Source organism: Luteolibacter sp. SL250, from assembly GCF_026625605.1.
Taxonomy (GTDB): domain Bacteria; phylum Verrucomicrobiota; class Verrucomicrobiia; order Verrucomicrobiales; family Akkermansiaceae; genus Luteolibacter.
This window is the reverse complement of the sequence record NZ_CP113054.1, coordinates 2,781,009-2,795,572: the sequence shown is the minus strand read 5'-3', so window position 1 is coordinate 2,795,572 and position 14,564 is coordinate 2,781,009. Positions and strand designations below refer to the sequence as shown.

The window sequence follows — 14,564 nt, the reverse complement described above, 5'->3', positions numbered from 1 at the left end:
GACAAATCCCACTTCTTGGGGATTGATCGCCGGAACGAGTGCATTCAACGTCCCGCCATGCGCGTCCTGCTTTCCACCTGTTCCTTCCAAGACACCCCCGGCCCCCACCATCCGCTGCTCGAAGCCCAGGGCTGGGAAATCGTCCGCGAGCGCGGGCCGCTTTCGCTTGAGAAAATGCTGGAGATCGCCGGTGGATTCGACGCGTTCCTCTGCGGTGATGACGCCATCACCCGCGAGGTGCTGGAGAAATCCCTGCCCCGTCTGAAGGTCATCTCGAAATACGGCATCGGTCTGGACAAGATCGACATCGCCGCGACCAAGGATCTGAAGATCCCTGTCCTTTTCACCCCCGGCGTGAACCATGACACGGTGGCGGAGCACACGTTCCTGCTGCTGCTGGCAATGGCAAAGAACTTCCCCTACGCCATCGACGGCACCCGTGCCGGACGCTGGGACCGCAAGACGGGCAACGAGCTGTTCCAGAAGAAGATCGGCCTCATCGGGCTGGGCCGCATCGGCCAGGAAGTCGCCCGCCGGGCGCACGCGTTCGGCATGGAAGTCCACGCCTACGGCAACTACTGGCCGGAGGACATCGCGGAGCAATTCCAGATCAAACGCCACGATTCGCTCGATTCCCTCTTCTCTTCCGTGGACATCATCAGCCCGCACACGAAGCTGAATGCGGAAACCCACCACTGCATCAATGCGGAGCGGCTGGCCATGATGCCGGACGGCTCATGGGTCATCAACACCGGTCGTGGCGAACTCATCGACCAGGACGCGATCATCGCCGCGCTGGATTCCGGGAAGCTCGCAGGCTACGCAGCCGACGTCCTCGACGAGGAACCGCCATCTCCGGACCATCCCCTGCTCCACCACCCGAAGGTCATCATCACCCCGCACGTCGGCTCCCGCACCTTTGAAAGCGTGCCGCGCCAGGCGATGAAATCCCTCACCAACCTCATCAACGCGCTCAAGGGCGAGGGTGAGACCAACTGCGCCAACGGCGTGATCTGATGCCAGCTCCGGACGACGACAAGCTGCGCTACCAGATGCTCGGGGACGATGGTCTGACCGAGGAGGAACGGCTCCGGAAATACACCGGTCCCGTTTCCTATGACTATCTGTTAGGACCGTTGCGCAACGGTGTGCTGGTCGTCGTCCATGAGGCGCTCGATCTCGCGGATGTCGGCATGGCTTTCATCCGCGATGACCGCAGGCGGGTGCAGGCTTGGCTGGATGAGGAATTGCTGGTGAAGGCGGACGAAGAGACCTTCGAGAAACGCGAAGGCGCGGAAGCTTATACGGCGGTCGTCGTTTCGCCGTTCGTGCTGGTCCGTTGAGTAGCGAACCTCGTGAGAGGTTCGGCTGGGTGGACGGCATCCAACAGAAAAGCACCGGCCTGCTTGATTGGAGCGCGGACTTCAGTCCGCTTGGCTTCGTATGGATCGGATTCCCCGGGGCGGACTGAAGTCCGCACTCTGTCCTATTCAGCCGGAGACTTCTCTTCCTTCAGCGGAAGACGGAATTCCTCACTGTAGGCGGTGTGGCTCTCAGATGTATCCTTCAGGTCTCCGACCGCATCCACGCGAAAAACGAATCTCATCCGGAGTAACGCGTCGCCAGCTGGCATCTGTTCCAACATCGGTAACCTCACCACCCTTTTCGCCTCCGGCGAAATCTCAATCCAACGCAGTCCGGTTCCGCAATCCCATATTGGTCCGGACACCCACTTGCCATCCCGCAGAAGCTCCACGGTGGACATCGGCACGGACTCGGAAAATCCCGAATAGACGAATGTCCTTTTCGTGGGATTTGAGATCTCGGCCTCCATGTATCCTTCCTTGCCGAGATAAGGCTTCCCTATCACCGGTAGGGCTTCTTCGGCTTGCAGGCAGAAGCAACCCGACAGCAGCAGGGCGGTGACGGCCATGGAATGGCGGAGTGACACCATGACATCGTAGATGGAGAACCGGCGAAGATGAAGTGGTTTTTTCGTCCGCTGCCAGACGGTTCCCATCAGATAATCCGCCGAAGATGCCGGTCTGAAGACCGGCGCTCCCAGCGGCCGCAGTCCCGCCAGGGATTCACACGGACGACTGTTGGCCCATCACCCCCGGCAATTCATCAGCCGCTTCGCGAGAAAAACCTGCTCGGATTTGACCCCGGTGAGCTGGAGGGCCTTTTCAAAGTGGATCTCCGCGGCTTTCGGCCGATTCAGCCGTTCTTCCAGATCCCCCATCACCGCGTGCAGCAGGTAGTAGGAATCCAGGTCGCCTTTCTCCAGCAAGGTCTCCAGGGCCCCCATCCCCGCTTCCGGTCCGTTCACCCGCGCGAGCGCCACCGCACGGTTCAACCGCACGACCGGCGAGTCGGAGATGGCGGTCCATTGGTCGTAATAACCTAGGATCCTTTTCCAATCCGTCGCTTCATCACTTTCCGCGACGCAATGGCAGGCGGCGATCCCGGCCTGGAGGTGGAACTCCGAAAGCTCCCCTCCCCGCGCCGCGCTGGCGAGGTGCAGGAGTCCGTGGCCGATCATGCTCTTGTCCCACAGCGTGCGGTCCTGATCCTTCAGCCGGAGGATGTTCCCCTGCCGGTCCTCACGGGCGGAAAGGCGCGCGCCGTTCATGAACATGAGGGCCAGCAGGGCGTGGAGCTTCGGCCGGGCCGCGACCGGGTGCGCGACCAGCAGGCTGGCCAGGCGGATGGCCTCGAAACACAGATCCTCCCGCACCACACTGTCGCCGGTGGAGGCGCTGTAGCCCTCGTTGAAAAGGAAATAGATCACACGCATCACCCCATCCAGCCGCTCCGTCAGGTCCTGCCCGGCGGGGATCTCGAATGGGATGGCGAGTTCCGCGATCTTCTGCCGCGCACGGGTCAGCCGCTTCGCCACCGCGGCCTCGGTGGAAAGGAACGCGCTGGCGATCTCCCCGGGGCTGAATCCGCAGAGCGTTTTCAATGCGAGCGCGGTCTGCGCGTCTTGCGGCAGCAACGGATGGCAGCAGGCGAAGATGAGCCGCAGCCGGTCGTCCTTGATCTCGTCGTCGAACTTCGGGTCCGCCTCTTCCGGCACCCATTGCTCGAGCGAGGTGATGATCTCCGGCTGCTTGTCATGGAAGAACTTCTCCCGGCGGATGACATCCAGCGCACGGTTCTTCGCCGTCTGCATCAGCCATGCGGCGGGATTGTCCGGCACGCCGGTATACGGCCACGTCTGGAGCGCACGGATCATCGCGTCCTGCACCACATCCTCCGCGAGCTGGAGACGGGTGATGCCGAAGATGCCGGTGAGCATGGAGACCAGCTTCCCCGCCTCATGGCGGAAAAGCTTCTCCGTGATCCGCGGGATCTCCCCGGCGGATGGAACTGCGGATGCCTCCCCTTTCACGCGCCGACGGTGAAGAGTTTCTGCTTCGACAGCCGGCTGGCAGGGCAGTCTTCGGAGACGGGGCGCACCTCCACTTTCAGGCCACAGGGAACCATGGGATTCTGGCGGGCGACAGCCACCGCCTCCTCCAGGCTGGCCGCCTCGATGAGGATGTAGCCGCCCACGGATTCCTTCGTTTCCGTGAACGGACCATCCACCACCACGCCGGACTGGTAGGAAACCTCCGCCCCCACCCCGTCCAGAGGCTGGCCGGCTTTCATGATGCCCTGTTGGGCCAGGCTTTCGAACCACGCGTTCGTGCGGCTCATGATCTCCTGGATCTCGTTGAGCGAGAGCTCACGATGCCAGTTCGTGTCGCGGAACAACAGCAGGTATTGGGACTTGCTCATGATGTCGGTGGTTTGATTCAGGCGGAGACGATGGTTTTGAAACCACCATAGGCCATGCGTTTGTAGTCGAACGGGCAGCCCTCGCAGTTGAGGCGGGGATCCGCCATCACCTTCGCGTTCACCGCGTCGCGGTCCTCCCGGGATTTATAGACGACGTAAGCGAAGACGACCGTCTCCCCATCCTTGGCACCGGCCAGTGCGGGAAAGCTGACCATGTCATGGCAGGTGGCGTCATCCAGCAGGCACTCGCGGTATTCCAATGCCCCATGGTCGAGCCAGACGGTGGCTGCGGTGGTGGCCATCTCCTTGTATTTCTCAATCCCGTCCTTTGGCAGCGGCAGGACGAATCCGTCAACGTAGGTTTCCATGATCGTGGTGGGTTCGTGGTTTGGTGGTGTGTCAGTTTTTCAATGCGAGGAATTGGCGGCGTCCCACCCACAGCAGGTAGAGTGCGGCGAGGCAGATCAGGATGAGCATGGGAGAAAGCAACCCCACCCCTGCGGTCACAAAGCCGTGGAACGCGATGATATTGATGATGATCGGCCCCAGGATCAGCAGGCCGAAGTTTCTGGTTCTCGGGATCGCCACCAGGATACCTCCGACCAGTTCGCACACCTTGACGAAGGTCAGGTAGCCGGTCGGCCCGAACGCCGCCATGAAATGGGCTGGCGGAGAACCCTCCGGTGGCGCCGGAGGGGTGGGTCCCAGTTTGAAGAGAACCATCGAAGCGGCGAAGACAAACATCAGGCCAAGCAGGCCTCCGACAATGTTGGGGATATGTTTCATGGCATTATGGAGAGTTCAGGATTGCGGGATGGCGGACATGTCCATGTGGTACACCTCCCAGACGTGGCCGTCCGGATCCTGGAAGCCGTGGCCATACATGAAGCCGTGGTCCTGCGGCTCGTTGTAGGTGTTGCCTCCGGCGGAGACCGCCTTGCGGACGAGGTCGTCCACCTCCTCCCGGCTGGAGCAGGAAAGCGCGTTGAGAACCTCCGTGACGGAGCGGGCGTCGCTGATGGGGTTCGGGGCAAAGCCGTTGAACTTGTCGTGCGTCAGCAACATCACATGGATGACATCGCTGATGACGACACAGGCGGCGGTTTCGTCGGTGAACTGGGGGTTGAGGTCGAAGCCGAGGGCCTTGAAGAAATCCATGGATCGCTGGAGATCTTTGACCGGCAGATTGATGAAGATGAGGCGGTTCATGCGGAGTGGGAGTTGAGGTGGGATTGGAGGCGGTCGAAGTTCTCTTCGTTGGCTTTCGTGATGAAGGAACGGAGATTCGCCTCCTCAGCGGGATCATCGAAGCGCATGAGCCAGTCGAACCGGCTGCCCGCCCCTTCGTCGTGGAAGGAAATCTCCATCAGGAAACCATGCACCGGTCCGTGGTGGCGCAAAGCGACTTTCTCATTTGGGATCAGTTCCGTGAACGTCTTGTCCTGCTCATAGGTCTGGCCATCCGGGCCGTGCATCGTGAAACGCCAGTGACCGCCGGGCCGGAGATCGAACTCTTGGATGGTATTGGTGAACCCTGCCGGTCCCCACCAGATGGCCACCTGTTCAGGATCGGCGAAGGCAGCATAGAGGCGCTCCCGGGAAACGGCGAAGGAGCGGCTGCTGTGGATCCCTTCCGCACTCATGGTTTCGCTTCGGAAAGGGTTTTGAGATCCGCCAGCCCCTGCTCGAACGGTCCCCCAATCATCTTCTCGCAGTCCATGAAAACACTGAAGATCTTCGCCAGGAAGTTGTTCCTGCCTTCCATCGACCAGGTCACCACCGTACCGTCCCCTTCCGGCTTGAAAGTGAACTCTGCGGTGTTCGTGGCACTGAACGGTTTGCGGAAAATCAGCATGAACCGGATGAATTCATCCTGCCTGATCTCGGAAGTCGCCATCGTCCCCTCTCCGATCTTGCCGCCCTGCCAGGAAAAGGAGGAACCCACCCCGGACGCCGGGCCTTCGTAGGTGACCTTGGATTGAGGATCCATCTTCGCCCAGGGAGACCATGTCTGGAATGCCCGCAGATCACTGACGAGCGGGAAAACGGTGGATGGCGGGGCGTTGATCGTGGTGCTGCGGGAGACCCGGAACTCGTCCGGGAGGCTGGCCACGTAGATCACGAAGACAGCGATGAGGAGGGCAACTGCGGCGAGGATTTTCTTGGTCATGATGATCGGAATTTCGGCTCGGGGAAAAAGCGCTCCGATGATGCCGGTGGCATCGATGAATCCGCAACTTCCCCCTTTCCAATATCACGACGAACGGCATCCGAAATCGAGGACATCCTTCCCCGATTTTTTCGCAAAAATCTCTCTCCCCACTGAAAATACCCGTCCGGGTCAAATCACTTGCCCGTGATCTGGCGGACCATCATGTCGTCCACGTTGAAGATCTGGGTGCCGAAATCCTTCGGCTGTTCCCCTTCCGCAAGCTGGTATTCGAATGCCTTGACCGGCTTCACGCCCTCGACCTCGGAAAACAGGTAGACACGGATCGTCATCGCCTCAGTGCCCTTGCCACCCTCCAGTTTCTTCACGGAGAACTGGACCTCGTTCGCTCCGTCCTTCAGCCCGCCAATGACGATCTGCGCGTCCTTCGCATTGGCAAAGCGGTGGCGGCTGACCTTGTTGACCTGCACGTGCACCTCACGCCCGGGAGAGAAGACGTACACCTTCGCGATGTACTTCGCAGGATTGACCGGGATCGCTGGTGGGGGCAACTGCCCGGACGCACGCGCCTCGGGGGTTTCCTTCAGGTATTCCAGATTTCCCTCAGCCAGTTCCCGCCTTACTTCGGGCAGGGCCACCAGGTTCACGAAGTCCGCCCGATCATAGAGCCAGGAGTTCCCCTCACGGATGAAGGAAAGCACCAACAGGTTGTCCGTGGGGGTACCATCCACCTGGAAATCGATCTTCCCGAAATACGATGCCTTCGCTGTCGGCCCGCTCTGGGTGGCTTCCAGGAACTTGAGCCCCTGCAAGGCGGGCGGAGCCCCCGGGATATTGAAAATGCTCCCCGGAAATGGCCGCTTCTCGGAGTAGATGAGGTTCCGCACCTCGATCCGACGGTTGCTGGCGGTGGCCCGCTCCCACGCCGCGTAGTCACGGCTGATGATTGCCTGCCGCCAGGTGCTATACGTCGTTTCCAGGGCCGGACGGAGATCCTCCTGGGCTGCGGCGATCAAGGTAAGCGAGAAGAAAATCGTAAAAAATGCACGGATCATGCGGCAAAAGATTGGACAAGAGGCACCTTTCCACAACAAACAAATCGCGCCGCTCCCCACTTGTCTGGGAGAGCCGCATTTTTATTGGTATGAGCAGCATTTTGCAGAAGGTGGCACCTATCGGAGAGGCGCGGGAACGTGAGATGCTCAAGGATTCCGCCTCCTATGCCTATCACTCCACCCCACAGGGTGAAATTCTCGCGCACGTTTTCCAGCCTGAGGGTGTCAGCACCACCCCCAGGCCCGCGGTGGTATTCTTCCATGGTGGCTTCTGGGACACCCCCATGCCCACCCAGTTCGTCCCTCACTGCCTCCACTTTGCCAGCCGGGGCGCGGTCGCTGTGGCAGCGGAGACCCGCACGGCATCCCGCCATGGCACCGGTCCCGTGGAAGCGATCGAGGACGCCCGCGAACTGATCCGCTGGATCCGCCTGAATGCGGAGACACTCAACATCGATCCGGCCCGCATCACCATCGGCGGTGCCGCGGGTGGCGCCTATCTGGCACTCCTGACCACCATGCCGAAGGAGAAGGATCTCCCGACGGTGGAAGGCGTGGACTGCCGGCCCCAGGCCCTGGTCCTTTTCAGCGCGACCGTGAACACCGGGCCGAGATCCCCTCACGCCGCCCGCTTCCCGGATACCAAGACCGCCAAACGGCTGAGTCCCACGTCACTGGTTCGGGGCAAACTTCCTCCCATGCTGGTTTTCCACGGCCGGGCCGACCGGATCGCCCCATTCGATGAGGTGGACAAATTCCGCCGTCGGCTGCGCTGGAGACGGAATTCTATTGAACTGGTTGATTTCGAACGGGCTGACCACAGCTTCTTCAACTTCAATGTCAGCCACCTGAACTTCGAACTGACCATCGGGGCGATGGACCGCTTTCTGGTCAAGCACGGGCTGTTGGGTCCGGAGTCCGGGACTCCGGACGAAGGCCCGGTTTTGTGAATTCCAGCGGTGCCCACCACATTCCGGGCACAATTCCTGCTTGGCAGACCTTCCCCGGTCGCTTTTATTCGGCCAGCGCCGGAGGTAGGGACCACCTGTCCCCTCTCCGGCTTCTACCTCTTTGATTTAGAGAATCCCAGATGAATCCGTTCTACCATTCAAGCACCCCGCTCGTTCCCGGTTCACTCCACCGGCTTTCCCAGGAACATGATAACTGCGGCATGGGCGCCATCGCCCACTTGAAGGGAAAACGCAGCTATCAGATTCTCGACCACGCCCTGACCTCTGTCTGCTGCATGACCCACCGTGGTGCGGTGGATGCGGACATGAAGACCGGTGACGGCTCCGGCGTTCTGACCCAGATCCCCTACCCGCTCTTCCGCAAGGCTGCCGAGAAGCTCGGCCACAAGCTGGAGAACGAGGCCGACCTCGGCGTGGCCGTGTTCTTTTTCCCCCGCGACAACGAAGGCGCGGCTGCGGACATCAAGAACATCGCCGCCGAAGTGACCGACCGGCGCGGCATCACCCGCATCGGCTGGCGTGAGGTGCCTGTGGATGTGGACGCGCTGGGCAAGATCGCCCAGGCGAGCCGCCCCCATATCGAGCACCTGCTTCTCCTCAAGCCCGCCGGCATGGAGGCGGATGTCTATGAGCGCCAGCTCTACCTCTGCCGCCGCGAGATCGAGCACCGGACGAAGGAGGTCCACGGCTTTTACATGCCGTCCTTCTCCAGCCGCCTGCTTTCCTACAAGGCACTGGCGATGCCGGCCGCCCTGCGCGCGTTCTATCTGGACCTGCAGGATCCGGACTACGAAATCGCGATTTCCCTCTATCACCAGCGTTTCTCGACCAACACGTTCCCGGCGTGGCCGCTCGGCCAGCCGTTCCGGAATATGTGCCACAACGGGGAGATCAACACCGTGGAAGGCAACCGCAACTGGATGACCTCCCGCGAGGAGTTCTTCTCCTCCCCGATCTGGGGTGACGAGATCGATCTGGTGAAGGATCTCATGCGCCATGGCGAATCCGACTCCGCTTCACTCGACCACGCGCTGGAGTTGCTGATCCTGTCCGGACGCTCCCCGGAGCATGCCATGTGCATGCTGGTGCCACCCGCCTACCGGAACGACGAGGAGATTTCCGACAATCTGCGGGCGTTCTACCAATACACCCGCTCTTTCTCCGAGCCTTGGGACGGTCCTGCGGGACTGGTCTTCACTGACGGCACGAAGCTCTGTGCCTCCCTCGACCGGAACGGCCTCCGCCCGTCGCGCTACAAGGTGACCGCCGACGGCATCCTCTACATCGGCTCCGAAGCGGGCGCGGTGATCTTCGAGGACTCCAACATCGTCCGCAAAGGCCGCCTCGGCCCGGGCCAGATGATGTCCGCGAACACCCTGACCGGTGAGCTGAAAATGGACCGTGAGATCAAGGAAGAGCTCGCCCAGCAGAAGCCCTACCGCCGCTGGATCGACGAGAACCGCCTGGAACTGCGCAAGTTCGTCTCTCCGTCCGCCCACGCGCCGGACATCGACTTCACCCCGCTGGACCTTTCCCGCCAGCAGGTTGCCCACGGCATTTCCCTGGAGGAACTGGACATGGTCTTCCCGCCGATGATCAAGGGCGCGCAGGAGGCCGTGTTCTCCATGGGTGATGACATCCCGCTGGCGGTACTTTCGACCCACCCGCGCCTGCTTTACACCTACTTCAAGCAACTCTTCGCCCAGGTGACCAACCCGCCGATCGACCCGATCCGCGAATGGGCGGTGATGTCGCTGAGCGCGGGCCTCGGACCGGAGCGGAACCTCCTTGAGGAAACCCCCGGCCACTGCCGCACCGTCAGCCTGGAAAGCGCGATCCTGTTCGAGCACGAGCTGGAGAAGACCAAGGACCTCGGCGAGGAAGGTTTCCCCGCCGTGACACTCGACTGCACCTGGGCCGCCTCCAGCGGTGCCGAAGGCCTCAAGATCCGCCTCGACAAGCTCTGCCTCGAGGCGGAGGAAGCGGTGAAGTCGAACCACAGCATCCTCATCCTCTCCGACCGGGCGACCTCCGCCGGCAAGGTGCCGATTCCGACGCTGCTGGCGATCGGGACGATCCACCACCACCTCACGCGGATCCGCAAGCGGATGCGTGCTTCCCTCGTCGTGGAGACCGGCGAAGCACGGGACGTGCACCAGATCGCCTGCTGCTTCGGCTTCGGGGCGACCGCCATCTGCCCTTATCTCGGTTACGCCACCGTCCGCCAGCTCGTCGCGGCGGACAAGGGCAAGGGCAAGCTCGACATCAGCACCGAGAAGGCCATGTCCAACTACCGCAAGGCGTTGGAGAAGGGCCTGCTCAAGATCATGTCGAAGATGGGCATCTCCGTCCTCAACTCCTACCAAGGTTCCCAGACCTTCGAGGCCATCGGCATCGGCAACGACGTCGTTGAGTTCTCCTTCACCGGCGTTTCCTCGAAGATCGGCGGCATCGGTTTCGCCGAGATCGCGGAAGAGTCCCTCATCCGCCACCGCGCGGCCTATGAGTCGGAGGTTCCCGCCGGTGAGACCCTCGACCTGGGCGACCCGGGCTACAACCGCTACCGGAAGTCCGGTGAGCGCCACGTTTTCACCACGGAGAACATCAAGAATTTCCACACCTACGTGAAATCCGGCCGTGCCGAAGATTACGAGGAATATGTGCGTGTCTCATTGGAAGTGAACCCGGTGGCGATCAAAGACCTGATCGAATTCGTCCCTGCCGCCAGCGGTCCGGTGCCGATCGAGGAAGTCGAACCGATCGAGTCCATCCGCCGCCGTTTCACCACCGCCGCGATGTCCCTAGGGGCGCTGTCCCCGGAGGCTCACGAAACCCTCGCAATTGCCATGAACCGGATCGGCGCGAAGTCGGACTCCGGCGAGGGCGGTGAGGACCCGGTCCGCTTCCAGCCCTACCCGAACGGCGACTACGCCCGCTCCTACATCAAGCAGGTGGCGTCGGGACGCTTCGGTGTTTCCGCCTTCTACCTCGTCAACGCTGACGAGCTTGAAATCAAGATGGCGCAGGGCGCGAAGCCCGGCGAAGGCGGCCAGCTTCCCGGCCACAAGGTGAACGCGCTGATCGCCCGCCTGCGGAACACGCAGCCCGGCGTGCAGCTCATTTCTCCTCCTCCGCACCACGACATCTACTCCATCGAGGACCTCGCGCAGCTGATCCACGACCTGAAGGAAGTGAATCCACGCGCCCGGATCACGGTGAAGCTCGTCGCCGAGTCCGGGGTGGGCACGGTCGCCGCCGGTGTGGCAAAAGCCTCTGCGGACAATATCCTGATCTCCGGCCACGACGGCGGCACGGGTGCCTCCCCGCTTTCGTCCACGAAGCACGCCGGTTCCCCATGGGAACTCGGCTTGGCCGAAGCCCAGCAGACGCTGCTGATCAACAACCTGCGCGAGCGAGTCACCCTCCGCACGGACGGCGGCATCCGCAACGGACGGGATGTGGTCATCGCCGCCATCCTCGGCGCGGAGCAGTTCAACTTCGGCACCACCGCGATGATCGCGATGGGCTGCGTGTATGTCCGCAAGTGCCACCTCAACACCTGCCCGGTGGGTGTCGCGACGACGGATCCGAAGTTCCGCGCCAAGTTCAAGGGCACGCCGGAAATGGTCATCAACTACTTCAACGGTGTCGCCCAGGAAGCCCGTGAGTGGATGGCGAAGATCGGCATCCGCACGCTGGATGAACTGATCGGCCGCCCGGAGTATCTCGCCCAGCGCGAGGTTCCGGGCCACCCAAAGGCGAACACGCTGGATCTCAGCGCGATCCTGAAGGACGTCGTGCCGGATCTCTCCGCCCAGACCGGTCGTCCGCTGGACCAGATCGCACGGATCCGCACCCACGAGCGGAACGACGGCCTCACCAAGCCCGCGTTGGACCTCAAGATCATCGCCGACCTGGTGAAGAACCTCACCGGATCCGACCAGCCGGCAGGAATCCCGGAATACGGCGCGGGTTCGACCCCGGCCGCCATTCTCGATGCCCTCAAGCTGCTGCCTGACCGGCCGCCGGTCCGGCTGGAGTATGACGTGGTCAATACGGACCGGAACATCGGCACCCGCCTTTCCGGGCGGATCGCCGAACTCCATGGCGACCGCAAGCTTCCCGAAGGCACCATCCACATCGTCTGCCGCGGCACCGCCGGCCAGTCGTTCGGCACCTTCTTGGTGGCCGGCGTGAAGCTGGAAATCTTCGGTGAGGCGAACGACTATGTCGGCAAGGGCATGACCGCCGGCGAGATCGTCATCCGCGTGACGGAAGACGCAAGCTTCGATGCAGCGGCCAACGCCATCTGCGGCAACACCTGCCTCTACGGCGCGACCGGCGGACGCCTGTTCGCCAACGGGCGCGCGGGCGAGCGCTTCGCGGTCCGGAACTCCGGCGCGTTGGCGGTCGTGGAAGGTGTGGGCGACCACGGCTGCGAATACATGACCAACGGCACCGTCGTCATCCTCGGCAAGACCGGGAAAAACTTCGGCGCGGGCATGTCCGGTGGCGCCGCGTTCGTCTACGACGTGGACGGCAAGTTCTTCTCGCGGGTCAACTCCGAGATGGTCGTCGCCCTTCCCGTCACCCGTCCGCAGGACCTCGCGGAGGTGAAGTCTCTCATCGAGCAGCACGTCGCCGCCACCGGCAGCGCGCAGGGCAAGAAGCTCCTCGCTGCCTGGGAGGAGTCCTCACGCAAGCTCGTCCGGGTCATCGCCAAGGAGCGCGCCGCGCTCGAGGCCGCGGAAGAGCAGCACGAAGCCGCCTCCACTCCGGTCGGGGCGAAATAAGATCCTGATTCACCCAAGAGCGGAGGAGCCACGACGAGTGCTCCTCCGCTTCATTTCCAATAAAACCCCTTGGAAACACATCGTCGCACCTCCGGCATCCTGCTTCCCGCCTTCTCCGCAAGGCGCGAAGGCGACCTCGGCGTGGGCGACACCCTGGCCCTCCGGCACTGGGTCGATTGGTGCGCCGACCATCATGTCGGCTTCATCCAGCTCCTGCCGATCCACGAGAACGGCCCGGATGAGAGTCCCTACAGTGCGATCTCATCCATCGCCCTTGATCCCATCTACCTCACCATTTCTCCTGAAGAGGTCCCGGGATTACAAAATTCAGATTTTTCTGATATTCAGGAAAAATTAACTGAATCATCTCATTCTGATGAAGTTGAATATTCTTCAATCAGACGATTGAAGCGAAAGCTTCTGGAGGCAGGATGGGAACGGCGCCACGAATGGACAGTCCCAGAGTCAGCGGAGTTTGCTGAGTTCAGGGAAGCCGAGAAAGCCTGGCTGGAGGACTACTCCCTCTTCCGGTGGCTGATGGAGATCCACGGCGAATCTCTCTCCTGGAACTTCTGGCCGACCGGCTGCCAGAGCCCGGAAGGTGCCCGCCGCTTTCTGGCGGTGGAACGGTCAAAGGGACCTGACGCGGATGACAGACTGGGATACTTCTCCTTCGTCCAGTGGCTCTGCTTCCGGCAATGGCGGGCGCTCCGCCGACATGCGGACGGACGGGGGGTGAAACTGATGGGTGACATCCCCATCGGGGTGAGCTGGCATTCCACGGACACGTTCTTCGACCGGAACCAGTTCCATCTGGATCTCTGCGGCGGCTCCCCTCCGGAGCCAATGGTCCCGGATGACAAATTCTTCCAGCAGTGGGGACAGAACTGGGGCATCCCCCTCTACCGCTGGGACCGGATGGAGAAAGACGGCTTTTCCTGGTGGAAGGCGCGGGTCCACCGCATGACGGACATTTTCCGGATCTTCCGCATCGACCACATCCTCGGCTTCTACCGCATCTACTCCTTCCCGTGGCCGCCTTCGCGGAACCATGAGTTCATTGATGCCAGCATCGAGCAAGCGGCTGAACTGACTGGAGGCCGGCTCCCGCGTTGGTCCCGGCGACCGGATGACAGCCCGGAGAACGAAGAGGCCAATCGTCTGGACGGAGACCTGAGACTCCGCAACATCCTGGCCGGGATCGGGGATGCCGAAGTGATCGCGGAAGATCTCGGCTGGGTTCCCGGCTATGTCCGCCCCCACCTGGCCAGCCTGGGCATCGCCGGATTCCGGATCCCCCACTGGGACAGTGACCACGGCCATGCCGTCACGGGCGACCGCTTTCCGGAGTGCAGCTTCGCCACCTACTCGACCCATGACCATGATCCGGTCAACACGGTGTGGCGTTGGTGCCACGAGGCCGTCCACCGCAGCCTCTACGAACCAAACCACGACCACCACCGGGATGCGGACCACGCCCGCCACACCTTGAGATTGCTCTCGGAGTTCGCTGGCATTCCGATCCCGGCGAACGGGGTTTTCCCGCCATTTACCGACGGTGTGCACTGGCGGCTCATCAAGGCCCTGTTTGCGTCGAACTCCCGCTACGCCGTCCTCTCGGTGGCCGAGCTGTTCGGGATCGAGGCCCGGATCAACCGCCCGGGCAGCCACGGGGGACAGAACTGGAAATTCCGCCTGCCATGGACCATCGAGGAGATCAGGCAAGATCCGAAGTTGGTCGAAATCGGCAGTAAACTCACCTCCATCATCGGGGTGACACGGCGGGGATGAT

14 protein-coding genes are annotated in these 14,564 nt (G+C 62.0%); 5 read left to right on the top strand and 9 right to left on the bottom strand.

Features of this window, described 5'->3' with window-relative positions; genetic code table 11:
• Positions 1-57 precede the first annotated feature (57 nt).
• Both OVA24_RS12355 and OVA24_RS12350 read left to right on the top strand, forming a co-directional pair.
• Complete coding sequence (locus tag OVA24_RS12355; protein WP_267670123.1) at positions 58-1,017, top strand: phosphoglycerate dehydrogenase; 960 nt, start codon at positions 58-60, stop codon at positions 1,015-1,017.
• On the top strand, positions 1,017-1,343 hold the full coding sequence (locus OVA24_RS12350; RefSeq protein WP_267670122.1) for a DUF2288 family protein: 327 nt from the start codon (positions 1,017-1,019) through the stop codon (positions 1,341-1,343). The genes OVA24_RS12355 and OVA24_RS12350 overlap by 1 nt, the downstream gene beginning before the upstream one ends.
• A 143-nt stretch (positions 1,344-1,486) precedes the next feature.
• Here the strand turns inward: OVA24_RS12350 and OVA24_RS12345 are convergent, their stop codons facing one another.
• The 9 genes from OVA24_RS12345 to OVA24_RS12305 all read right to left on the bottom strand — a co-directional run bounded on the left by OVA24_RS12345 (position 1,487) and on the right by OVA24_RS12305 (position 7,008).
• Entirely contained in the window at positions 1,487-1,933 is a 447-nt protein-coding gene (locus OVA24_RS12345; RefSeq protein WP_267670120.1) for a hypothetical protein, read from the bottom strand.
• 177 nt (positions 1,934-2,110) lie between these two features.
• Complete coding sequence (locus tag OVA24_RS12340; protein ID WP_267670119.1) at positions 2,111-3,394, bottom strand: RNA polymerase sigma factor; 1,284 nt, start codon at positions 3,392-3,394, stop codon at positions 2,111-2,113.
• The gene (locus tag OVA24_RS12335; RefSeq protein WP_267670118.1) at positions 3,391-3,783 is read right to left on the bottom strand and encodes a YciI family protein; all 393 of its coding nucleotides are present in this window, start codon (positions 3,781-3,783) and stop codon (positions 3,391-3,393) included. The genes OVA24_RS12340 and OVA24_RS12335 overlap by 4 nt, the downstream gene beginning before the upstream one ends.
• 17 nt (positions 3,784-3,800) lie before the next feature.
• A complete protein-coding gene (locus OVA24_RS12330; RefSeq protein ID WP_267670117.1) occupies positions 3,801-4,151 on the bottom strand; it encodes a DUF1428 domain-containing protein in 351 nt (116 codons plus the stop codon).
• 31 nt (positions 4,152-4,182) lie between these two features.
• On the bottom strand, positions 4,183-4,569 hold the full coding sequence (locus tag OVA24_RS12325) for a hypothetical protein (protein ID WP_267670116.1): 387 nt from the start codon (positions 4,567-4,569) through the stop codon (positions 4,183-4,185).
• 15 nt (positions 4,570-4,584) lie between these two features.
• Positions 4,585-4,992: a VOC family protein gene (locus tag OVA24_RS12320; RefSeq protein ID WP_267670115.1), complete on the bottom strand. Its 408-nt coding sequence runs from the start codon at positions 4,990-4,992 to the stop codon at positions 4,585-4,587.
• Positions 4,989-5,426, bottom strand: coding sequence for an SRPBCC domain-containing protein (locus tag OVA24_RS12315; RefSeq protein WP_267670114.1), 438 nt, complete (start codon positions 5,424-5,426; stop codon positions 4,989-4,991). The genes OVA24_RS12320 and OVA24_RS12315 overlap by 4 nt, the downstream gene beginning before the upstream one ends.
• Positions 5,423-5,953, bottom strand: coding sequence for an SRPBCC family protein (locus OVA24_RS12310; RefSeq protein ID WP_267670113.1), 531 nt, complete (start codon positions 5,951-5,953; stop codon positions 5,423-5,425). The genes OVA24_RS12315 and OVA24_RS12310 overlap by 4 nt, the downstream gene beginning before the upstream one ends.
• Before the next feature lie 176 nt (positions 5,954-6,129).
• On the bottom strand, positions 6,130-7,008 hold the full coding sequence (locus tag OVA24_RS12305) for a hypothetical protein (RefSeq protein ID WP_267670112.1): 879 nt from the start codon (positions 7,006-7,008) through the stop codon (positions 6,130-6,132).
• An 89-nt stretch (positions 7,009-7,097) separates the two neighbouring features.
• Between OVA24_RS12305 and OVA24_RS12300 the strand changes: the two genes are divergently transcribed.
• From OVA24_RS12300 to OVA24_RS12290, 3 genes are all read left to right on the top strand, one after another.
• Positions 7,098-7,958, top strand: coding sequence for an alpha/beta hydrolase (locus tag OVA24_RS12300; protein WP_267670111.1), 861 nt, complete (start codon positions 7,098-7,100; stop codon positions 7,956-7,958).
• Positions 7,959-8,098: 140 nt separating this feature from the next.
• Positions 8,099-12,772, top strand: coding sequence for a glutamate synthase large subunit (gene gltB / locus OVA24_RS12295; RefSeq protein WP_267670110.1), 4,674 nt, complete (start codon positions 8,099-8,101; stop codon positions 12,770-12,772).
• A 69-nt stretch (positions 12,773-12,841) separates the two neighbouring features.
• The gene (locus tag OVA24_RS12290; protein ID WP_267670109.1) at positions 12,842-14,563 is read left to right on the top strand and encodes a 4-alpha-glucanotransferase; all 1,722 of its coding nucleotides are present in this window, start codon (positions 12,842-12,844) and stop codon (positions 14,561-14,563) included.
• The last annotated feature ends 1 nt before the right edge of the window (position 14,564 follow it).

Excerpts from the sequence above, each read along its gene's own strand:
- OVA24_RS12325 (WP_267670116.1), bottom strand. The coding sequence starts at position 4,569 with ATGAAACATATCCCCAACATTGTCGGAGGCCTGCTTGGCCTGATGTTT.
- OVA24_RS12330 (WP_267670117.1), bottom strand. The coding sequence starts at position 4,151 with ATGGAAACCTACGTTGACGGATTCGTCCTGCCGCTGCCAAAGGACGGG.
- OVA24_RS12310 (WP_267670113.1), bottom strand. The coding sequence starts at position 5,953 with ATGACCAAGAAAATCCTCGCCGCAGTTGCCCTCCTCATCGCTGTCTTC.
- OVA24_RS12315 (WP_267670114.1), bottom strand. The coding sequence starts at position 5,426 with ATGAGTGCGGAAGGGATCCACAGCAGCCGCTCCTTCGCCGTTTCCCGG.
- OVA24_RS12345 (WP_267670120.1), bottom strand. The coding sequence starts at position 1,933 with ATGGCCGTCACCGCCCTGCTGCTGTCGGGTTGCTTCTGCCTGCAAGCC.
- gltB (WP_267670110.1), top strand. The coding sequence starts at position 8,099 with ATGAATCCGTTCTACCATTCAAGCACCCCGCTCGTTCCCGGTTCACTC.
- OVA24_RS12350 (WP_267670122.1), top strand. The coding sequence starts at position 1,017 with ATGCCAGCTCCGGACGACGACAAGCTGCGCTACCAGATGCTCGGGGAC.
- OVA24_RS12335 (WP_267670118.1), bottom strand. The coding sequence starts at position 3,783 with ATGAGCAAGTCCCAATACCTGCTGTTGTTCCGCGACACGAACTGGCAT.
- OVA24_RS12355 (WP_267670123.1), top strand. The coding sequence starts at position 58 with ATGCGCGTCCTGCTTTCCACCTGTTCCTTCCAAGACACCCCCGGCCCC.
- OVA24_RS12320 (WP_267670115.1), bottom strand. The coding sequence starts at position 4,992 with ATGAACCGCCTCATCTTCATCAATCTGCCGGTCAAAGATCTCCAGCGA.
- OVA24_RS12300 (WP_267670111.1), top strand. The coding sequence starts at position 7,098 with ATGAGCAGCATTTTGCAGAAGGTGGCACCTATCGGAGAGGCGCGGGAA.
- OVA24_RS12305 (WP_267670112.1), bottom strand. The coding sequence starts at position 7,008 with ATGATCCGTGCATTTTTTACGATTTTCTTCTCGCTTACCTTGATCGCC.